Here is an 18,294-nt window from a genome sequence, read left to right on the forward strand (position 1 = left end):
CCGACGAGCAAGGCCTTCGACGGCGGCCATGACGAGCCGCTGACGCCCCGACAGATCCTCGAGCAAGAACTGCTGACGCAATCGCAATGGGAGACATTGTCCACATATGCCCTGTCGCTTTTCAAACGGGGCCAGGACCTTGCCGCGAAACAGGGACTGATCCTGGCGGACACCAAATACGAATTCGGCGTTGATGCCGACGGCACGATCATCCTCGCGGATGAAATCCACACGCCCGACAGCAGCCGCTACTGGATGGCGGAAAGCTATCCGCAGAGATTTGCTTCCGGCGATCGTCCCGAAAGCTTTGACAAGGATTTCGTGCGAGCCTGGGTCGCGGAACGCTGCGATCCTTATGCCGATGAGATACCGACCATCCCGGATACGCTCATCGAGGCGACAGCCAGCGTCTACCGGAGCGCCTACGAGAAGATAACCGGACTAAGCTTCCAGCCTGACCTGAGCGGTGCGACGATCCTCGACCGTATCCGGCAGAACCTGCAGCCCTATTTCTAAGACAGCCCCGCGTTCAGCGAGAAGAGGACCGATTGCGCAGACCGAGACGTAAAGCGGAAGAGACACGAGAGGACATCCTGGCAACTGCGGAAGTGCTTTTCAGGAAGCAGGGCATTGCCAAATCGTCTATTGCGGACATAGCTCAGCAGTTGGGCATGTCCCCCGCAAACGTCTTCAAGCACTTCCACACGAAGGGGGCGCTCGTGGACGCGATATGCGACCGTCATGTCCGCCGCATGGTCGATCGCTTCGGCAGCTTCGATGATCCGGCGCCCGCACCGGAGCGACTGCCGCTGGTCGTCTGCAAACTGATGGAGGCGCATCTCCAAGATATTCGCGACAACCCGTTCTTCCTTGAACTGATCTTCCTGATGCCGAAGACCGATCTCGCCAGCGGCCAGCGCTACCGTGATCTCATCGAGGAACTCTTTCGGGATGTGATCAGCGCCGGGATTAAGAGCGGCGTCTATCGTTGCGACGATCTCGACGCCGTGACCCAGCATGTCAGCGCGGCTTTCGCAAGCGTTCTGCACCCGGTATTCCTCGCCGAAGCGACCGAAGAGGAACTGAAGGCCCGCTGTGCGGGCATAGCAGGGCTCGTCAATGCCGCATTGCAAAGTCCGCTTGCAAAGTGACGTTTTCCAATATACGTCACTTCCAGAACAGGATCTTCCTGAACCGCTTTCAAGCCACTCATATTTTACCATGGCCGCCAGTTTCTTGCGGCTGAGGTCCGCCCACATTACATTGCCGCAGTCTTTGGATGACGCTGATGAACAGACGTAGTTTTCTCCTTCCTCTATTTCTGTCGCTTGCCCTGACAGCCTGCAGCGATGCAGACCAGTCAGGCAGCGCACCTGCAGCAGGGAGCGCGGCGCAGGAGCGGCCTCCGACCCCCGTCAGCGTTGTGACGATGGAGAAGGGGGATTTTCCCATCACCCGCATTCTGCCGGGCCGGGCTGCGGCCTTCCAGGAAACTGGCATCCGCCCGCGTGTCACGGGCGCCATCCGCGAGATCGCCTTCAAGGAAGGAAGCGTGGTCAAGGCCGGCGACCTGCTCTTCCAGATCGAGGACGATACGTACAGCGCGGCGCTTGCAGAGGCTCGCGCTTCCGTCGCCAAGGCCGAGGCTTCGATTCCGAGCGCCCAGGCCAACCTTGCTCGCTATGAGCGACTGGTGAACAGCGGTGCAACCCAGATCGAATTCGAGAACGCTCGCGTCACGCTGCTCCAGGCAGAGGCGGACGTTGCCCAGGCCAAGGCGGCACTGCGGACTGCGGAGATCAATCTCGACCTCACAAAGATCCGTGCACCCTTCGATGGCGTGACGAGCATCTCGAACGTGAGCATCGGCAACATCGTCACGGCGAACCAGACTGATGCCTTAACCACGCTTCGCCAGCTCGATCCGATTTACATAGACCTCACCGAATCCAGCACCAACCTCCTGGAGCTCCGCACGGCAATGGCATCGGGACGCCTGACCGGCGATCCTAGCGAGGCCGAGATGACCCTTAAGCTCGAGGATGGAACCATCTATCCCCACACAGGCAAGCTCGACATGTCGGAAATGGCGGTCAGCGAGACAACCGGGACCTACCAGATCCGTGCGGTTTTTCCAAACCCTGACGAGATCATTCTACCCGGCATGTATGTACGGGCGGAGGTCACTCTCGGCACGGAAGCCGGATACCTGATCCCGCAGAGAGCTGCCACGCGCAATGCGCGGGGGGAGCTTTCTGCGAAGTTCGCGACGAACGACAACAAGGTGGAAACCCGCGTATTTCCGGTGAGCCAGGTTTCTGGCAATAACTGGCTGGTCACCGATGGTGTCGCCGAAGGCGACCGTCTGATCGTCGACGGGTTTCAATGGATCGGCGATGGCGCCACGGTTGCACCCGTCGAGGCCACCGTGGATGAAAATGGTCTCGTTGTGACCGCGCCGACGGACGCGGCCGCCGAACCCGCCGCCCAGTGACAATCCTCATCCTTCCAGAGATGCCGTAAGCCCAGCGCCAAGGGATTTTCAAATGGCCAAGTATTTTATCCGGCGGCCCGTATTTGCCTGGGTCATCGCAATCGTCATCATGCTCGGCGGCGCGCTCGCGATCTCGACGCTGTCGATCTCGCAGTATCCGGACATCGCCCCGACCACCGTTCGCGTCAGCGCCTTCTATACGGGCGCAAGTGCGGAGACCGTCGAGAAATCGGTCACCAGCATCATCGAGGACGGCATGACGGGCCTCGATGACCTGACGTACATGACGTCGTCATCCAGCACTGGAAGCGCCTCGATCACCTTGACCTTCGGCACCACGGTCGATCCGGAGATCGCCCAGGTGCAGGTGCAGAACAAGCTGCAGCTTGTTCAATCGCAGCTTCCCGACGTTGTTCAGCAGGCGGGAATCTCTGTGACGCGCTCGACGTCGAGCATCCTGATGGTCGGCGCCCTCGTGTCCACCGACGGCAAGCGCAGTTCCGTGGATCTCGGGGATGTATTCACGACCAGCATCGAAGACCAGATCAAGCGGCTTGAAGGAGTCGGCAGCATCGACATCTTCGGCTCCGGCTATGCCATGCGCGTCTGGTTGGATCCGCTGAAGCTGCAGAAGTATCAGCTTACCCCCACGGATGTGACATCCGCCATTCAGGCGCAGAATACGCAGGTGTCGGTGGGCTCCCTCGGCGGCCAGCCGTCCGTGGCGGGCCAGCAGCTGACTGTTACCATGACCGCCCAGAGCCAGCTCACGACCGTAGACGACTTCGAGTCGATCATCCTCAAGGTCGAGCAGGACGGGGCGACGGTACGGTTGAGCGACGTCGCACGTGTCGAGATTGGGCAGGAAAGCTATGGTTCGAGCTCGCGGCAGAACGGCCTTCCTTCCACCGGTTTCGCCGTCAATCTGGCGACGGGCGCGAACGCGCTGGATACCGCCGATCGTGTGAAGGTTGCCCTGTCGGAGATCGCTCCTACCCTGCCCGAAGGCGTGGAAATCACCTACCCCTACGATACGACCCCCTTCGTCGAACTCTCCATCGAGAAGGTCGTGCACACTCTGATCGAGGCGATCATTCTCGTCTTCGTCGTGCTTCTTATCTTCCTCCAGAACCTTCGCGCGACGCTGATCCCGATGATCGCCGTCCCAGTGGTGCTGCTTGGTACCTTCGGCATCCTGGCCCTCACCGGCTACTCAATCAACACGCTCACCATGTTCGCCATGGTGCTGGCGATCGGCCTTCTGGTGGACGACGCAATCGTTGTTGTTGAAAACGTCGAACGCATCATGGACGAAGAAGGGCTGCCGCCGCTGGAGGCGACGGAGAAATCCATGGGCGAGATCACCGGGGCGATCATCGGCATCGCCCTCGTCCTCACGGCCGTGTTCATTCCCATGGCCTTCTTCGGCGGCTCCACCGGCATCATCTACCGCCAGTTCTCGGTCACGATCGTGTCCGCAATGCTGCTCTCCGCCGTCGTTGCCATCGTTCTGACCCCGGCCCTTTGCGCGACCATGCTGAAGCCGATCGACCATCACAAGAAGGGTCGCGGCATCGGCGCATGGTTCAACCGTGGCTTCGACCGCTCCACCAAGGGCTATGTCTCGACCATCGGGTACCTTCTCAAGCGTCCCCTGCGGGTCGTGGTGGTCTTCGCTCTCGTCGTTGCCGGCTGCACCTGGCTCTTCAGCCGCCTGCCGACGTCCTTCCTGCCGCAGGAAGACCAGGGCGTCCTGCTGACCATCGTCCAGACGCCGGCCGGCTCAACGACGGCGAGGACCGACGCGGTCGTCAAGCAGGTCGAGCAATATTTTCTTGAACAGGAAAAAGAGAATGTGTCTGACGTCTTCGGCGTTCTCGGTTTCAGCTTCGGCGGCAGTGGCCAGAACAACGCGATCGTATTTACGAAACTGACCGACTTCGATCAGCGGACGGGCCCTGGCCAGTCAGCGGCGGAGATCGTGCAGCGCGCAAGCGGTTATTTCTTCACGCTGCGTGACGCACAGGTCTTTGCGCTCCTTCCGCCTGCGATCCAGGGTCTCGGGACGTCGAGCGGCTTCTCCATGTATCTTGTGGATAGCGGGGGCAACGGCAACGATGCACTCACTGCCGTCTCGCAGGAACTGATGCAGACGGCGACGACAAATCCGAACATCAGCTCGCTACGCACCAACAGCCAGCGTTCGGAGACCCAGCTCAAGATCCTGCTCGACCAGGAAAAGCTCGGGGCGATGGGGGTTGATCTCGCGACAGTCAACTCGATGCTCGCCACCATCTTTGCCGGGCGCGACGTCAACGACTTCACGCTCAACAACGAACTGAAGCCGGTCTACGTGCAGGCGGACGCTCCGTTCAGGATGCAGCCGGACGACCTGAAATACTGGTACGCGCGAAACAGCGCAGGCGAGATGGTGCCGTTCTCTTCGTTCAGCACCGTCCAATGGGTAGGCGGCACACCGCAGCTTGCCCGCTACAACGGCACCAGCGCGATTTCCCTTGAGGGCGCTGCTGGCCCCGGCGTGAGCACAGGTCAGGCGATGGACGAAATGGAGCGGCTGACGGCCGGGCTTCCCGGAGGTTATTCGGTTGCGTGGCAGGGCATTTCTTATCAGGAGCGGTTGTCGGGCTCGCAGGCGCCACTTCTCTACGCGCTGTCGGTGCTGATCGTCTTCCTTTGCCTTGCAGCGCTCTATGAGAGCTGGTCGGTGCCCTTCTCGGTGATACTCGCTGTTCCGGTCGGCGTGCTGGGAGCTTTGGGGGCTGCCTATCTCTTTGGCCAGGCGAATGATGTCTACTTCAAGGTAGGGCTGCTCACGACCATCGGCCTTGCGGCGAAGAACGCGATCCTGATCGTTGAATTCGCAAAGGACCGGCAAGAGCAGGGCAAGGGCCTGATCGAGGCGACGCTTGAAGCAGCCCGTCTTCGCCTGCGCCCGATCATCATGACGTCGCTCGCGTTCATCCTGGGCGTCGTGCCCCTGGCCATCGCGACCGGCGCCGGTTCTGCGGCGCAGAACGCCATCGGTATCGGTGTTCTGGGGGGTATGCTTTCTGCAACACTGCTCGGAATTTTCTTCGTTCCGTCCTTCTTTGTTGTGGTCAGGCGGTTATCAAAGCGTGAAAAAGGCGAGATGACATCGTGACATCCGTTAACGAATGAGTAGCGTGTCCTCGCGAGCGGGCTTTCGGTCCAGACGGGGAGTCGGCTTAGACGGTGCCGTCGCATTCTTTTTCTGATAGGGCATTTGGGACAAAGATTATGAGATTGATCCACGCAGCGGCTCCGCTCGCCTTGCTCCTCCTCTCCGGCTGCGTTGTTGGTCCTGAGCACAGTCCACCGGAAATCGCCCTCCCCGCGAAGTATGCCGAGGGCTCGAGGACCAGCAATGGTGACGTTTCCACGGTAGCCTGGTGGACGGCCTTCAGCGACAGCCGGCTCAATGGTTATGTAGATCAGGGTCTCGCGCAGAACCTTGACGTTCTGCAAGCGCTCGAGCGAATCAATCAGGCTCGGGCAGGCGTTGTCCAGGCCGGAGCAGGAGCCCTGCCCTCGCTTGATTTCGGTGCGCAGGCGGAGCGGAGTGGAACCGAGGACATCGGCGGCCCTCTAAGCCCCTCATCGACTTCCGCGCAGACGACTGTCGCCGGTTCGCTGGACGCCTCCTGGTTCCTCGACCTCTTCGGCCGCTACAAGCGTTCCAAGCAGAGCGCACTGGCTCAGTTGGACGCTGCATATGCAAGCGTCGATGTCGCCCGGCTGACACTGTTGTCGCAGCTGGTATCGGCCTATATCGACGTGCGCTATTATCAGGAGCGGATCGCGCTGGCGCGCCAGAACCTTTCTTCGCGCCGTGAGACTCTCGACCTGACCCGTCTGCAATTGGAGGCCGGAGCCGCCTCGCGCCTTGACGTCGTACAGTCGGAAGGCCTGGTGAACAGCACGCTGGCAGAGTTGCCCAACCTGGAAACGCAGTTCCGACGGGCGGCCCACAGGGTTGCCACCCTGCTTGGTGTTCCCGCCTCTTCCCTTCTTCCCGAACTGCAGAAGGGTGCCCGTCAGCCCGTGGCACGTTTCAAGGTCAGCGCCGGCGTTCCTGCTGATCTGATCCGCAACCGTCCGGACATCCGCGCTGCCGAGCGGCAGCTGGCAGCGGCGGTCGCCGAGATCGGCGTCGCGGAGGCGCAGCTCTATCCGGCGATCACCCTGGGCGGCTCGATCCGTCCCTCCTACACCCGCATCGCGGGCGGCTCGGAAAGCGGGATCCTGAGCTGGTCGTTCGGACCCGGCCTCTCTCTGCCGATCTTCGACGGCGGCGCACTCAAAGCCAACTTGAGCAGCGCCGAATCCTCCGCACGCGAGTCCTACCTCGCTTGGAAGGAAACCGTGCTCGGGGCGGTCGAGGAGGTCGAGAACGCGCTCGCCGCCGTAGCGCGCGACGCGCGGACGGTGGATGCCCTTCGCAATACCGTCCGCTCCTACGAGGAGGCGCTTGACCTGGCGACGGCCAGCTATCGCGATGGCGCCTCGTCGCTGCTTGACGTACTCGATGCACAGCGGCAGGTTTCGACGGCCCAGGCCAATCTCGCACAGGCCGTCCAGCAGATGGCGCAGGATTTCGTCGCCTTGAACGTCGCAATGGGCGGCGGCTATGCCTATGGCGCGCCAGCTGCGGCCGTAGTTGCCTCAGCCACCGCCATGCCGACGAAATAACGGAAGCATCTTAGGCAACAAAAAACCTCCGGCGCTCCCGCGCCGGAGGTTTTTCTTTTCACTGGTGGGCTGTCGCTCAGTCCTTGGCGCGCTCGACGTAGGAATTGTCTTCCGTGGCGATCACGACGCGGGTGCCGGCGTTGATGTGCGGCGGCACCATGGTGCGAAGCCCGTTCGAGAGCATGGCAGGCTTGTAGGACGATGAAGCGGTCTGCCCCTTCACCACCGGCTCCGTCTCCGTGATCTCCAGCGTCACGTGCCGCGGCAGCTCCACGGCCAGTGGCAGGCCTTCGTGGATGGACAGGATGCAGGTCATGCCTTCCTGGAGATAAGCCTTCTGATCACCCATCGTCTCGACATCGACGACCACCTGGTCGTAGCTCTCCGGATTCATGAAGTGGAAGCCCTCGCCATCCTCGTAGAGGAACTGGAAGTTGACGTCTTCCACGAAGGCGCGCTCGACCTGCTCGGTCGTACGCCAGCGCTCGGAAACCTTCACCCCGTCGACGATGCGGCGCATGTCCACCTGGGTGACGGGCGTGCCCTTGCCCGGGTGGAAGTTCTGCGCCGTGAGCACCACATAAAGCTTGCCGTCCACATCGAGGACGTTGCCCTTGCGGACGGAGGAAGCGATGACCTTGACCATGAGTATTCCCTTTTAGCTGCCGGCTTGTCACCGCCGGAGATGCGTCGTAGAGGACCGACAGGCCGATCCGGCGGACGGATAAGACTTTCTCGGCGCACCTAGCTCAAAAACCGCCAAATAGGAAGCCTCGGCCGGCAAGGCACCCCATAAAAGCTGACGATCAGGATCATCGCATGCCCCGCTCAGGTTCCACATCCGGTCGCTCTCCCTGGTGGGAGCCGCAGGTGCATGCCGACCGTCGCCCGTTCCTCCTGGCGCGCAATCGCATACAGGCCAGCCTGCGTGGACACTTTCACGGCGAGGACTTTATTGAGGTCGACCCCGCCACGCTTCAGGTCTCGCCAGGAAACGAGACGCATCTTCATGCCTTTGTGACAGAGGCGGTGACGATCGACGGGCAAGCGTCTCCCCTCTATCTGCACACGTCTCCCGAATTTGCATGCAAGAAGCTGCTGACCGCTGGGGAACGGCGAATCTTCTGCTTCGCCCACGTCTATCGCAATCGCGAACGCGGTCCGCTTCACCACCCGGAGTTCACCATGCTGGAGTGGTACCGCGTTGATGCGGACTACCGGAGACTGATGGACGACTGCGCCGATCTGCTGGCATTGGCAGCAGAGGCAGCCGGGACGCGCCGCTTCAGCTATCGAGGCGCCAGTATAGATCCCTTTGCGGAACCGGAGCGCATCACGCTGGCGGAGGCTTTCCACCGCTTTGCAGGTATCGATCTTCTCGCCTCCATCACAGACGATGGGCAGACCGACCGCGAACAACTAGCCAACGGGCTCGCCCAGGCGGGTATCCGGTTTGCCGATGACGATACCTGGTCCGATCTCTTCAGCCGCGTCCTTGTGGCGAAGATCGAGCCGAACCTTGGCTTGGAGCGGCCCACGATCCTCTGCGAGTATCCCGCGGCCGAGGCAGCGCTTGCGCGACCTTCGCCGAATGATCTGCGGGTTGCCGAGCGCTTCGAACTTTACGCGTGCGGCGTTGAACTCGCAAATGCCTTCGGCGAACTCACCGATGCCACCGAGCAACGTCGACGCTTCGAGCATGAGATGGCCGAGAAGGCGCGTATCTACGGAGACAGCTATCCGATAGATGAGGACTTTCTGGTGGCTTTGAAGGGCATGCCGCAAGCAAGCGGTGCCGCCTTGGGGTTCGACCGCCTCGTGATGCTTGCGACAGGCGCGAGTCGGATCGACCAGGTGATGTGGGCTCCAGTGGCGGAACCACCACAATGACACGATCCACCACACTCAAGTCGGCGGAAGATATTGTTGAAGCAGGACTCGCCGGTCCCGCCCAACTAGAAGACATCGAAGAGGTTACGCGACGGTACGCACTGGCAATCACTCCGGATGTGGCGAAGCTGATCGATCCTGCCGATCCGGATGATCCGATTGCCCGGCAGTTCGTCCCCAGTGCCCGCGAACTCGAAACCACGCCGGAAGAACGCGCCGATCCGATCGGAGACCATACTCACACCCCGGTAAGAGGGTTGGTGCACCGCTACCCGGACCGCGTGCTACTGAAGGCGGTGCATGTCTGTCCGGTCTATTGCCGCTTCTGCTTCCGAAGGGAAATGGTCGGGCCGCACGGCGATGGCATGATGACACCCGAGGAACTGGAGGCTGCTCTCGCCTATATCCGCTCCCGCCGCGAGATCTGGGAGGTCATCCTTACCGGCGGCGATCCCCTTGTATTGTCCCCCCGCCGGCTGCGAGAGATCATGCAGGGCCTGTCCACCATCCCGCATGTGAAGATAGTGCGGTTCCACACGAGGGTGCCTGTCGTCGACCCCTGGGCGGTGAACGAGGATCTCATCGACGCCCTCATGGCCAGTGGCAAGACCGCCTACATCGCTCTTCATGCAAACCATCCCCGGGAGCTGACGGAAGCGGCTCGCTCCGCCTGTGCGCGGCTGATCGATCGGGGTATCGCGATGGTCAGCCAGACCGTCCTCCTCAAGGGCGTCAACGATGACCCAGCGCTTCTGGCGGACCTCATGCGGGCCTTCATCGAGACGCGCGTCAAACCCTACTACTTGCATCATCCAGACCTCGCCTCCGGCACGAGCCATTTTCGCCTCGATATTGCCGAAGGGCAGCGCATTCTGGCCGCCCTCCGCGGACGGCTATCCGGCCTTTGTCAGCCGACCTATGTGCTCGACATCCCCGGCGGCCACGGAAAGGCGCCGATCGGCGAATGTGCGATCCGCGCCGAAGAAGGAGCCTATCGAGTGACCGACTTCTCAGGCGCGGAGCACGTTTACCCGCCGAATCCCTGAGTAGCTACCAAACCCAGTTGTATACATACCTCAGACCGACGACGTTAACTGCGCATATCCTCTTCTCGGTGAGCGCCTTCGAACAACGGCATAAACTCGCTTTATCGCGAAGCAATGGTCGCTGCGGGGCCGCCACCTCCGGACGCTTCCCCGGGATAAGACAAATATTTTCAGGAGGCCGTCCAGCGTTACCAATCGGGAACCTTCACGGCCAAAAGCTGAGACCCTAGTATGCTCCGTGCTTGGGCGCATGCGGCCACACCTGATTCGAGGCAGTGGAATTGATCGGGCGCCACATTGATGTATACAATTCCCTTACTGGGATGTCGGAGAGAATTCTATGACGAGCTATGTCCTGACCGTAACCTGCGATTCGACCCGTGGCGTCGTTGCCGCCATCTCAGGATTCCTGGCGGAAAAGGGCTGCAACATCATAGATTCCTCGCAGTTCGACGACCTCGATACCGGCAAGTTCTTCATGCGCATTTCCTTCATCTCCGAGGAGGAAGCAACTCATCCCCAACTGGTGGAGGGATTTAAACCCGTCGCCGCTCGGTTTGGAATGGACTGGGAAATCTACGACGCCTCCGACCGGATGAAGGTCCTTTTGATGGTGTCGCGCTTCGGTCACTGCCTCAATGATCTACTCTATCGATGGAAGATTGGCGCGCTGCCCATCGACATCGTGGGCGTGGTTTCCAACCACTTCGATTATCAGAAGGTCGTGGTCAATCACGACATCCCCTTCCACCACATCAAGGTGACAAAGGAGAACAAGCCGCAGGCAGAAGCGCAACTCCTGGAACTGGTCGAGCAGACCGGCACCGAACTCATCGTTCTCGCCCGCTACATGCAGGTCCTCTCCGACCAGTTGTGCGCGAAGATGTCGGGCAAGATTATCAACATACACCACTCATTCCTGCCAAGCTTCAAGGGTGCGAACCCCTATAAGCAGGCCTACCAGCGCGGCGTGAAGCTGATCGGCGCGACGGCGCATTATGTCACCGCCGATCTCGACGAAGGCCCCATCATCGAACAGGAAACCGTGCGCATCACCCATGCGCAAAGCCCGGATGATTACGTCTCCCTCGGCCGGGATGTGGAGAGCCAGGTTCTTGCCCGCGCAATTCATGCCCACATCCACCGCCGGGTGTTCCTGAACGGTAACCGCACGATCGTATTTCCGCCAAGCCCCGGAAGCTACGCATCAGAGCGGATGGGTTGATAAGGCACACGGAGCAGCAGCAGGAGACCTGCGGGCGGAACTGACATTTATCCTCCCGCAAGCCTTGCAGGCGCGTCCTGTGGCCTTATCTATTTCTGGCAGTGCCGCGGTGGATGCGCAATAGAATCCTCATTCCCGCCGTAGTTCTGTCATCGGAAAGAAAAATATCCTCTCTAAGGTGATTTTCGTTGCCGATGAATCCAATCCGGGTTAGCGTCCGGATTGTTGGCGATTTGCATTCGCCCGCAGAAACGCAACCACTTAGGGAGAGTGACATGTTTGATATGACGCGCGTCGCCACCTTTCGTCAGGTAGCGTTCAAAGTGAATGGCACGGAGCTTGCGTCTCTCATGTGCTGTCGAATGTAACGATCCGGATCACCCTTTCCAGAAAAATTCATTCGTCAGAGCTGTCGCCGACAGCCACAGAGGAGTCTGCTCATGCAGAAGCAAGTTATTGAATACGGTGGCGAGCCGGTAGGGATCGTCGTTCCGGACGAAGACAGGCTGAAGTTCATCGCCGTCAAGTTCCACGTCATCGATCTCGACGAACGCCGGTTCACATCAGCGGACGAGGTCCGCTTGGCCATCCGGGATTTGGTGCGCGCCCGCAATGCCGACGCGGCAATCCATGTCTAGCGCCTGCTTCACTCGCGACGCCCTCCCGGAGATCGGGCGGCGTCGCTTCTTCTAGAACGCCGTGAAGGTGAGCGTCGTCAAAGATCGTTCTATCCCCGGAATTGCTGCGATCTTCTCGTTGACGAAGCGCCCGACCTCGTCACCGTCCTTGATGTAGATCTTGAGCAGCAAATCCCAGTCACCGCTGGTTGAATAGAGTTCGGACACCAGTTCGGTCTTGTAGATAGCGTCTGCCACCTCATACGTCTTTCCTGGCTTGCATCTGAGCTGAACGAAGATCGGCTTCATGTTCTGTCCTATCGGTTGCCGCGGCCGCGAGGGCACGCTTTTGATCAACTATTGGCCCATGCCTTCGTCCACTTCAACCCGGGCCTACGCCCCCTCCCCGCCGGCCTCGTTCAAGAGCCATGTTTTGAACGAGGCAAATGGCGGATAATCAGCCCGCTCGGCAGGATGGGCGAGATAATAACTCCCCGTCTCCTGGGGTCTTGCATCCGTCGCCATCACCAGACGGCCCGTATCGAGCTCGGGCGCGATCAGGAATGACGGAAGAAGTGCAGCCCCCATTCCGGCTGCCGCCGCCTCGACTATGGTCATGTACTGATCGAACAGCATCCCGTGAAGCTGATTAAACCCAACACCCTCACTCCCGAACCAGTTCTCCCAGGCGTCGGGACGGCTACTCAGATGCAGCAAGGGCACCTCCAGAAGATCTGCAGGGCGCCGCAGTCCGAAGCGCGCCTGGAAGTCGGCACTGCACACCGCCACCGCCTGCTCCTTCATCAGAAAGGTCAGTTCCGCTCCTGGCCAACGCCCCTCGCCGAAATGGATGGCAGCATCTATCGAGTCGAAGCGAAAATCGAAGGGCTCAAGGCGGCTGATCAGGTTGACCGCCACTTCCGGATTACGGTCCAGAAAACGGCCCAACCGAGGCGCGAGCCAGCGGGCGCCGAACAGCGGAAGGACAGCGATATTGATGACGCCCCCTTTCGGATGGGCCCGCAGGTTTAGGGAGGCAGTGGAAATGCGCCGAAGCGCCTCCCGTATTTCGCGGGCATATCCGTCACCGGCCAAGGTTAATCTGATCGTCTGCCGCTCCCGTCGGAAAAGCGGGACCCCCAGTTGCTTTTCAAGGGATGATATCTGACGGCTGACGGCGCTCTGGGTAAGGCCAAGCTCGTTGGCAGCCGCAGTGATGCTGCCGGTGCGGGCAGCAGCCTCGAAGGCAGCCAGCAGAGAGAACGAGGGCAGAAATCGCCTGGGCGGCAGCACGTCATTCCTCCGTTGAATGACCTATTGAGAAACTGTCGATATTCACCCTGGTGCCGCCTCTGTAAAGTCCATTTGGAATTCATCCGGAACCTTTGCAATGCTCAATGACCCGCGCTCCCACGGACTGTGGGAAATGACTGCACCACCAGCACCCTCCACAGAAATGCTGCGGGAAGGCGTAACCGCTCAGGTCGTGATCGTCGGCGGCGGATACACAGGGCTGTCCGCGGCGCTGCATCTTGCCGAAGCCGGGACGGATGTTGTGCTTCTGGAGGCTCAGGAATTCGGCTTCGGGGGAGCCGGGCGCAATGTCGGCCTGATCAATGCCGGCATGTGGGTCATGCCGGACGATTTTCCGAAGGAACTGGGACCGCAGTACGGAGAGCGTTTGCTGGAACTGCTCGGTAACGGTCCCTACCTCGTGCGCGATCTCATCGACCGTCACAACATTTCTTGCGAGCTCGAGCGCAATGGGACCCTGCATCTCGCTGTCGGAGACGAGGGGCTGAAGGAACTCGCGGAACGGGCGGCGCAATGGCAGAAGCGCGGTGCACCGGTCTCCCTGTTGGATGCCGCGGAGACCGAACGCCGAGTGGGGTCCGCTGCCTATGCTGGCTCCATGCTGGACATGCGGGCCGGCACCCTGCAGCCCCTTGCCTATGCCCGCGGGTTAGCACGGGCCGCCATCGACGCGGGTGCCAGGCTTTACAGCAAGAGTGCGGTACTTGATCATCAGGAACAGAGCGGCGCCCACGTCCTGCGCACCGCTCGGGGTGAGGTCAGGGCGGATTGGGTTATCGTCGCCAGCGAAGCCTATAGTTCCGGCCCGTGGGAAGTCATCCGCAAGGAGCAGGTCTATCTCCCCTACTTCAATCTCGCCACCACTCCGCTGCCCCGGGAACAGCAACAGCTGATCCTGCGCGGCCGCGAAGGGTGCTGGGACACCAGGGAAATCCTCTCCTCGTTTCGCATGGACCAGGCGGGCCGGCTGGTCTTCGGCAGCGTCGGCGCCTTGCGCGGCACCGGAACATCCATTCACAAGGCATGGGCTCGCCGATCCATCCGCCGGATCTTCCCGCAGATTGCCGATATCCCCTTCGAGGCCGAATGGTATGGCATGATCGGAATGACCCATAACGCCCTGCCCCGCCTCCACAAGTTCGCGCCGAATGTTCTCGGCTTCTGCGGCTATAACGGTCGCGGCATCTCCCCCGGCACGACCTTCGGCAAGATCCTTGCGGAGCACATCCTCGGCCGCGTTGCCGAGAAGGATCTGCCGCTGCCGATCATCGATCCGAAGTTACCGGCGGTCCGCTCGGTCAAGGAGGCCTATTACGAACTCGGTGCGCAGGTCGCGCACCTGGCTGGTGAGCGCTTCTGATTGCAGAAGCGCCGCCGATCAGTACATTGACCGCAATTCGACATCCGGAAGGACTGACATGACGCTTGCCAATCTCGATCTCGCCCAGGACGTAAAGAGGATCTTCAGCGAACTCGGCATCAAGTCCGAAAGCTATACCGGTGGGACCCTTGCTGTTCGCTCCCCGATCACCGGTCGGGAGATCGGCAGGCTTCCGGAGATCACGGCCACGGATGCCGCTGCAGCCATCGAAAAAGCGCATGCGGCCTTCCTCGAGTGGCGCCTCGTGCCGGCGCCGAAGCGGGGCGAACTGGTCCGCCTTCTGGGCGAGGAATTGCGTGCTTCCAAGGAAGCCCTTGGCCGTCTGGTGTCCATCGAAGTCGGCAAGATCACCTCGGAAGGTCTGGGCGAAGTTCAGGAAATGATCGACATCTGCGACTTTGCGGTCGGTCTGTCCCGCCAGCTTTACGGCCTGACGATCGCGACCGAGCGGGCCGATCACCGCATGATGGAAACATGGCACCCGCTTGGCGCCATCGGCATCATCTCCGCCTTCAACTTCCCGGTCGCGGTCTGGTCCTGGAACGCGGCGCTGGCGCTCGTCTGCGGCAATGCAACGGTCTGGAAACCCTCCGAGAAGACACCGCTGACCGCACTGGCAACCCAGGCGATCTTCGAACGGGCCCTTTCCCGCTACGTCGCCGAAGGCAATACGGCTCCGAAGAACCTTTCCACCTTGCTGATCGGTGGACGGGAGATCGGCGAGGTGCTGGTAGACCATGAGAAGGTACCGCTGGTTTCCGCAACCGGTTCCACGGCCATGGGCCGAGCGGTCGGCCCGCGTCTGGCGCAACGCTTTGCGCGCTCGCTACTCGAACTGGGCGGCAACAACGCGGCCATCGTCGCTCCGACGGCAGATCTCGACCTCACGCTCCGGGGTGTCGCCTTCGCCGCCATGGGAACGGCTGGCCAGCGTTGCACCACGCTGCGGCGCCTTTTCGTCCATGACAGCGTCTACGAAACGCTCGTACCGCGGCTCGCCAAGGCCTATCAGTCGGTCACCATCGGCAACCCGCTCGAAGTTGGCAACCTCGTAGGACCGCTGATCGACAAGGCAGCGTTCGAGAAGATGCAGAAGGCGCTGGATGCCGCCAAGTCCGCCGGCGGCAAAGTGACCGGCGGCGAAAGGGTAAATCAGGATGACGCCGCGGACGCATACTATGTCCGTCCCGCAATCATCGAGATGCCAACACAGACCGGACCCGTTCTGGAAGAAACCTTCGCGCCAATCCTCTATGTCATGAAGTACAGCGACTTCAAGGATGCCTTGCGGCTTCACAACGACGTGCCGCAGGGCCTCTCCTCATCCATCTTCACGAATGACATGCGCGAGGCCGAAACCTTCCTTTCCGACCGAGGCTCCGATTGCGGTATCGCCAACGTTAACATCGGCCCCTCCGGTGCCGAGATCGGCGGCGCCTTCGGAGGTGAGAAGGAAACGGGCGGCGGGCGCGAGTCCGGCTCGGACGCCTGGAAGGCCTACATGCGTCGTGCAACCAATACCTTGAACTACGGGCGCACCCTCCCGCTTGCCCAGGGCGTCAAGTTCGACGTCATCTGAGGCATGCCGGGACCGCTCAACCTCCTGACCGATATCGAGGGTGTGGCCGTCGGCCACGCCACTGATCTCGTTCTCGGCTCAGGCGTGACGGCGGTTGTCTTCGACAAGCCGGCGATCGCTTCGGGGACAGTCCTGGGCGGCGCTCCCGGAGGACGGGAGACGTCGCTCCTCGACCCTTCGATGACGGTCGAGACAGTGGATGCCTTCGTCCTGTCGGGCGGCTCCGCGTTCGGTCTCGACGCCGCCGGTGGGGTCCAGTCGGGCCTGCGGGAGATCGGCCGCGGCTTTCCCGTCGGTGACGTTCGTGTTCCCATCGTCCCGCAGGTCATCCTGATGGACCTCCTGAACGGCGGCGACAAGAGCTGGGGCCTTCATTCGCCTTATCGCGACATGGGTTATGAAGCATTCAAGGCGGCAACGGGCGGCGCTTTCCCTCTTGGTACAGTGGGTGCCGGCACGGGGGCGACGACAGCAACGGTCAAGGGCGGGCTGGGATCCGCCAGCGCAGTGACCTCCAGCGGCCATGTCGTCGCGGCACTGGTCGCAACCAACGCATTGGGTTCCGCGACCGTTGGCGATGGACCGCATTTCTGGGCAGCGCCGTACGAGGTCAACAACGAGTTTGGCGGACTGGGCTTGCCCTTCCCCACCGATAACCGACTGCGCATCAAGGGCGTCAACATCACGGCGACGACAATCGGCGTGGTGGTCACCGATGCAATCCTGACCAAGGCACAGGCCCACCGGCTGTCACTGGCTGCGCATGATGGCCTTGCGCGTGCAATCGTGCCGGTTCACCTGCCCTTTGACGGCGACACTGTGTTTTCTGCGGCAACCGCCGAGAAAGAGGTGAAGGAGGCGCGGGACCTGATGGAAATACTCCATCTGGCGGCGCTGGTTACCTCGCGCGCCATCGCACGCGGGGTTTTCGAGGCAACTGCTTTGCCGGTGGCGAACGCTCAGCCGTCGTGGCGAGATCGCTTCGGCAGCAGCGTCAATAAGTGAACTTCGCCAGAGCAGTTTCCACACGCCCCCATTGATCGTCGGCTGGAAGCCCAAGGCGCAGTTCCTCCGGTCGATCTTCGAAACGTCGGACGAAGACGCCTTCCTGCCCGAGGGCATGGAAGATCCGCTGGGCCTCGGCGTGACGAACGAAGCGAAACAGGGATGTTCCGCCCGCCACCGGTACTCCGCATTGTTCAAACAACGCATCAAGGCGAACAGCACTCCGGTGAAGCCGTTCGCGCATCACGCGTCGCCACTCTCGGTCCGCTAGCGCCTCGGTGCCGATGTGGAGCGCCGGCCCGGAGACCGACCAGGGCCCAAGCTCATCCTCCATTCGCGCCACCAGATCGGGATGCGAAATCGCAAAGCCCAGCCGGACGCCTGCCATCCCGTAGAACTTGCCAAAAGACCGCAGCACCAGCAGTCCTCCGCTATCCACAGCATCCGCGACACTCTCGCTTTCTGAGGCATCATGAAAGGCCTCGTCGACCACCAGAAGCCTCCCCTTCCCACTTAAATGCGCTGCGATTTCGAGAAGCTGCAGCCGAGGGACAATCCGCCCGGTCGGGTTATTGGGATTGACGGTAACTGCAAGATCCGCCTCGAGAAGCCTTTCGGGGTCGTTGACCTCCCTTACGTCGTATCCCGCCAACCTAGCCGCCCGTGCATGCTCCGCATAGGTCGGAGAGAGGATCGCGGCTTTACCCCCATTCTTTAGAAGTCTCGCCACGATGGGCAGAAGGATCTGCGTGCCCGGTCCCGCTGCGACATGCGCGGCGGACGGTGCGCCGTAGGAACGGGCGGCCGCTTCCTTCAGCCTTCCCAGGTCCTTCGGGTCCGGCAATCTCGAGAAAGCATTGGCCGGCAGGGGTGAATGCGGATAGGAATTCGGGTTGATGCCGGTGGAGAGATCGATCCAGGGCTCGGGCGCGTCGGGAAACAGCGCACGGGCACGTGCAAGGTTGCCGCCGTGCTCGATTCTACCGCCCAAGGAAATTCCAGCTGCCATCGG

At 61.2% G+C, this 18,294-nt stretch carries 16 protein-coding genes (1 of these 16 only partly in view); 12 read left to right on the top strand and 4 right to left on the bottom strand.

Features of this window, described 5'->3' with window-relative positions:
- The 5 genes from FN060_RS17445 to FN060_RS17465 all read left to right on the top strand — a co-directional run.
- Positions 1–516 carry the 3' portion of a phosphoribosylaminoimidazolesuccinocarboxamide synthase gene (locus FN060_RS17445; RefSeq protein ID WP_142589186.1) on the top strand. The gene continues 426 nt to the left of window position 1, outside the view, so 516 of the gene's 942 nt are visible here — the last part of the coding sequence; its start codon lies off the left edge, out of view; the stop codon is at positions 514–516.
- A gap of 32 nt (positions 517–548) precedes the next feature.
- Positions 549–1,151 carry a TetR family transcriptional regulator gene (locus FN060_RS17450; RefSeq protein WP_142589187.1) on the top strand — a complete coding sequence of 201 codons (603 nt, stop codon included), beginning with the start codon at positions 549–551 and terminating at the stop codon, positions 1,149–1,151.
- Positions 1,152–1,288: 137 nt separating this feature from the next.
- Positions 1,289–2,494 (top strand): efflux RND transporter periplasmic adaptor subunit, encoded by a 1,206-nt coding sequence (locus FN060_RS17455; protein ID WP_142589188.1) that lies wholly within the window; start codon positions 1,289–1,291, stop codon positions 2,492–2,494.
- Positions 2,495–2,546: 52 nt separating this feature from the next.
- Positions 2,547–5,657 (top strand): efflux RND transporter permease subunit, encoded by a 3,111-nt coding sequence (locus tag FN060_RS17460; protein ID WP_142589189.1) that lies wholly within the window; start codon positions 2,547–2,549, stop codon positions 5,655–5,657.
- 116 nt (positions 5,658–5,773) lie between these two features.
- Complete coding sequence (locus tag FN060_RS17465; RefSeq protein WP_142589190.1) at positions 5,774–7,225, top strand: efflux transporter outer membrane subunit; 1,452 nt, start codon at positions 5,774–5,776, stop codon at positions 7,223–7,225.
- Positions 7,226–7,301: 76 nt separating this feature from the next.
- Here FN060_RS17465 and efp read toward each other — a convergent pair whose 3' ends face one another.
- The gene (gene efp / locus FN060_RS17470; protein WP_142589191.1) at positions 7,302–7,871 is read right to left on the bottom strand and encodes an elongation factor P; all 570 of its coding nucleotides are present in this window, start codon (positions 7,869–7,871) and stop codon (positions 7,302–7,304) included.
- Between the two features lie 173 nt (positions 7,872–8,044).
- Here efp and epmA point away from each other — a divergent pair, with 173 nt between their 5' ends.
- The 4 genes from epmA to FN060_RS17490 all read left to right on the top strand — a co-directional run bounded on the left by epmA (position 8,045) and on the right by FN060_RS17490 (position 12,024).
- Positions 8,045–9,115, top strand: a complete 1,071-nt coding sequence (gene epmA, locus FN060_RS17475; protein ID WP_142589192.1) for an EF-P lysine aminoacylase EpmA — start codon at positions 8,045–8,047, stop codon at positions 9,113–9,115.
- On the top strand, positions 9,112–10,161 hold the full coding sequence (locus FN060_RS17480) for a lysine-2,3-aminomutase-like protein (RefSeq protein WP_142589193.1): 1,050 nt from the start codon (positions 9,112–9,114) through the stop codon (positions 10,159–10,161). Before epmA ends, FN060_RS17480 begins: the two co-directional genes overlap by 4 nt.
- 340 nt (positions 10,162–10,501) lie before the next feature.
- Positions 10,502–11,386, top strand: a complete 885-nt coding sequence (gene purU, locus FN060_RS17485; RefSeq protein WP_142589194.1) for a formyltetrahydrofolate deformylase — start codon at positions 10,502–10,504, stop codon at positions 11,384–11,386.
- A gap of 440 nt (positions 11,387–11,826) precedes the next feature.
- Positions 11,827–12,024: a hypothetical protein gene (locus FN060_RS17490; RefSeq protein WP_142589195.1), complete on the top strand. Its 198-nt coding sequence runs from the start codon at positions 11,827–11,829 to the stop codon at positions 12,022–12,024.
- A gap of 51 nt (positions 12,025–12,075) precedes the next feature.
- Here FN060_RS17490 and FN060_RS17495 read toward each other — a convergent pair whose 3' ends face one another.
- Complete coding sequence (locus tag FN060_RS17495) at positions 12,076–12,312, bottom strand: Lrp/AsnC ligand binding domain-containing protein (protein ID WP_142589196.1); 237 nt, start codon at positions 12,310–12,312, stop codon at positions 12,076–12,078.
- An 84-nt stretch (positions 12,313–12,396) separates the two neighbouring features.
- Positions 12,397–13,296 carry a LysR family transcriptional regulator gene (locus FN060_RS17500; protein ID WP_142589197.1) on the bottom strand — a complete coding sequence of 300 codons (900 nt, stop codon included), beginning with the start codon at positions 13,294–13,296 and terminating at the stop codon, positions 12,397–12,399.
- Positions 13,297–13,393: 97 nt separating this feature from the next.
- Between FN060_RS17500 and FN060_RS17505 the strand changes: the two genes are divergently transcribed.
- From FN060_RS17505 to FN060_RS17515, 3 genes are read left to right on the top strand one after another with little or no spacing between them, the layout of a single operon-like run.
- A complete protein-coding gene (locus FN060_RS17505; protein WP_142589198.1) occupies positions 13,394–14,677 on the top strand; it encodes an NAD(P)/FAD-dependent oxidoreductase in 1,284 nt (427 codons plus the stop codon).
- A 58-nt stretch (positions 14,678–14,735) separates the two neighbouring features.
- A complete protein-coding gene (gene amaB / locus FN060_RS17510; protein WP_142589199.1) occupies positions 14,736–16,277 on the top strand; it encodes an L-piperidine-6-carboxylate dehydrogenase in 1,542 nt (513 codons plus the stop codon).
- Between the two features lie 3 nt (positions 16,278–16,280).
- Entirely contained in the window at positions 16,281–17,282 is a 1,002-nt protein-coding gene (locus tag FN060_RS17515) for a P1 family peptidase (protein ID WP_142589200.1), read from the top strand.
- Here the strand turns inward: FN060_RS17515 and cobD are convergent.
- Positions 17,272–18,273 (bottom strand): threonine-phosphate decarboxylase CobD, encoded by a 1,002-nt coding sequence (gene cobD / locus FN060_RS17520; protein ID WP_244665844.1) that lies wholly within the window; start codon positions 18,271–18,273, stop codon positions 17,272–17,274. The two genes, FN060_RS17515 and cobD, sit on opposite strands and share 11 nt — an antisense overlap.
- Positions 18,274–18,294: the final 21 nt, after the last annotated feature.

Origin of the sequence: Pseudorhizobium halotolerans (genome assembly GCF_902153235.2) — a bacterium.
Lineage (GTDB): Bacteria > Pseudomonadota > Alphaproteobacteria > Rhizobiales > Rhizobiaceae > Neorhizobium > Neorhizobium flavum.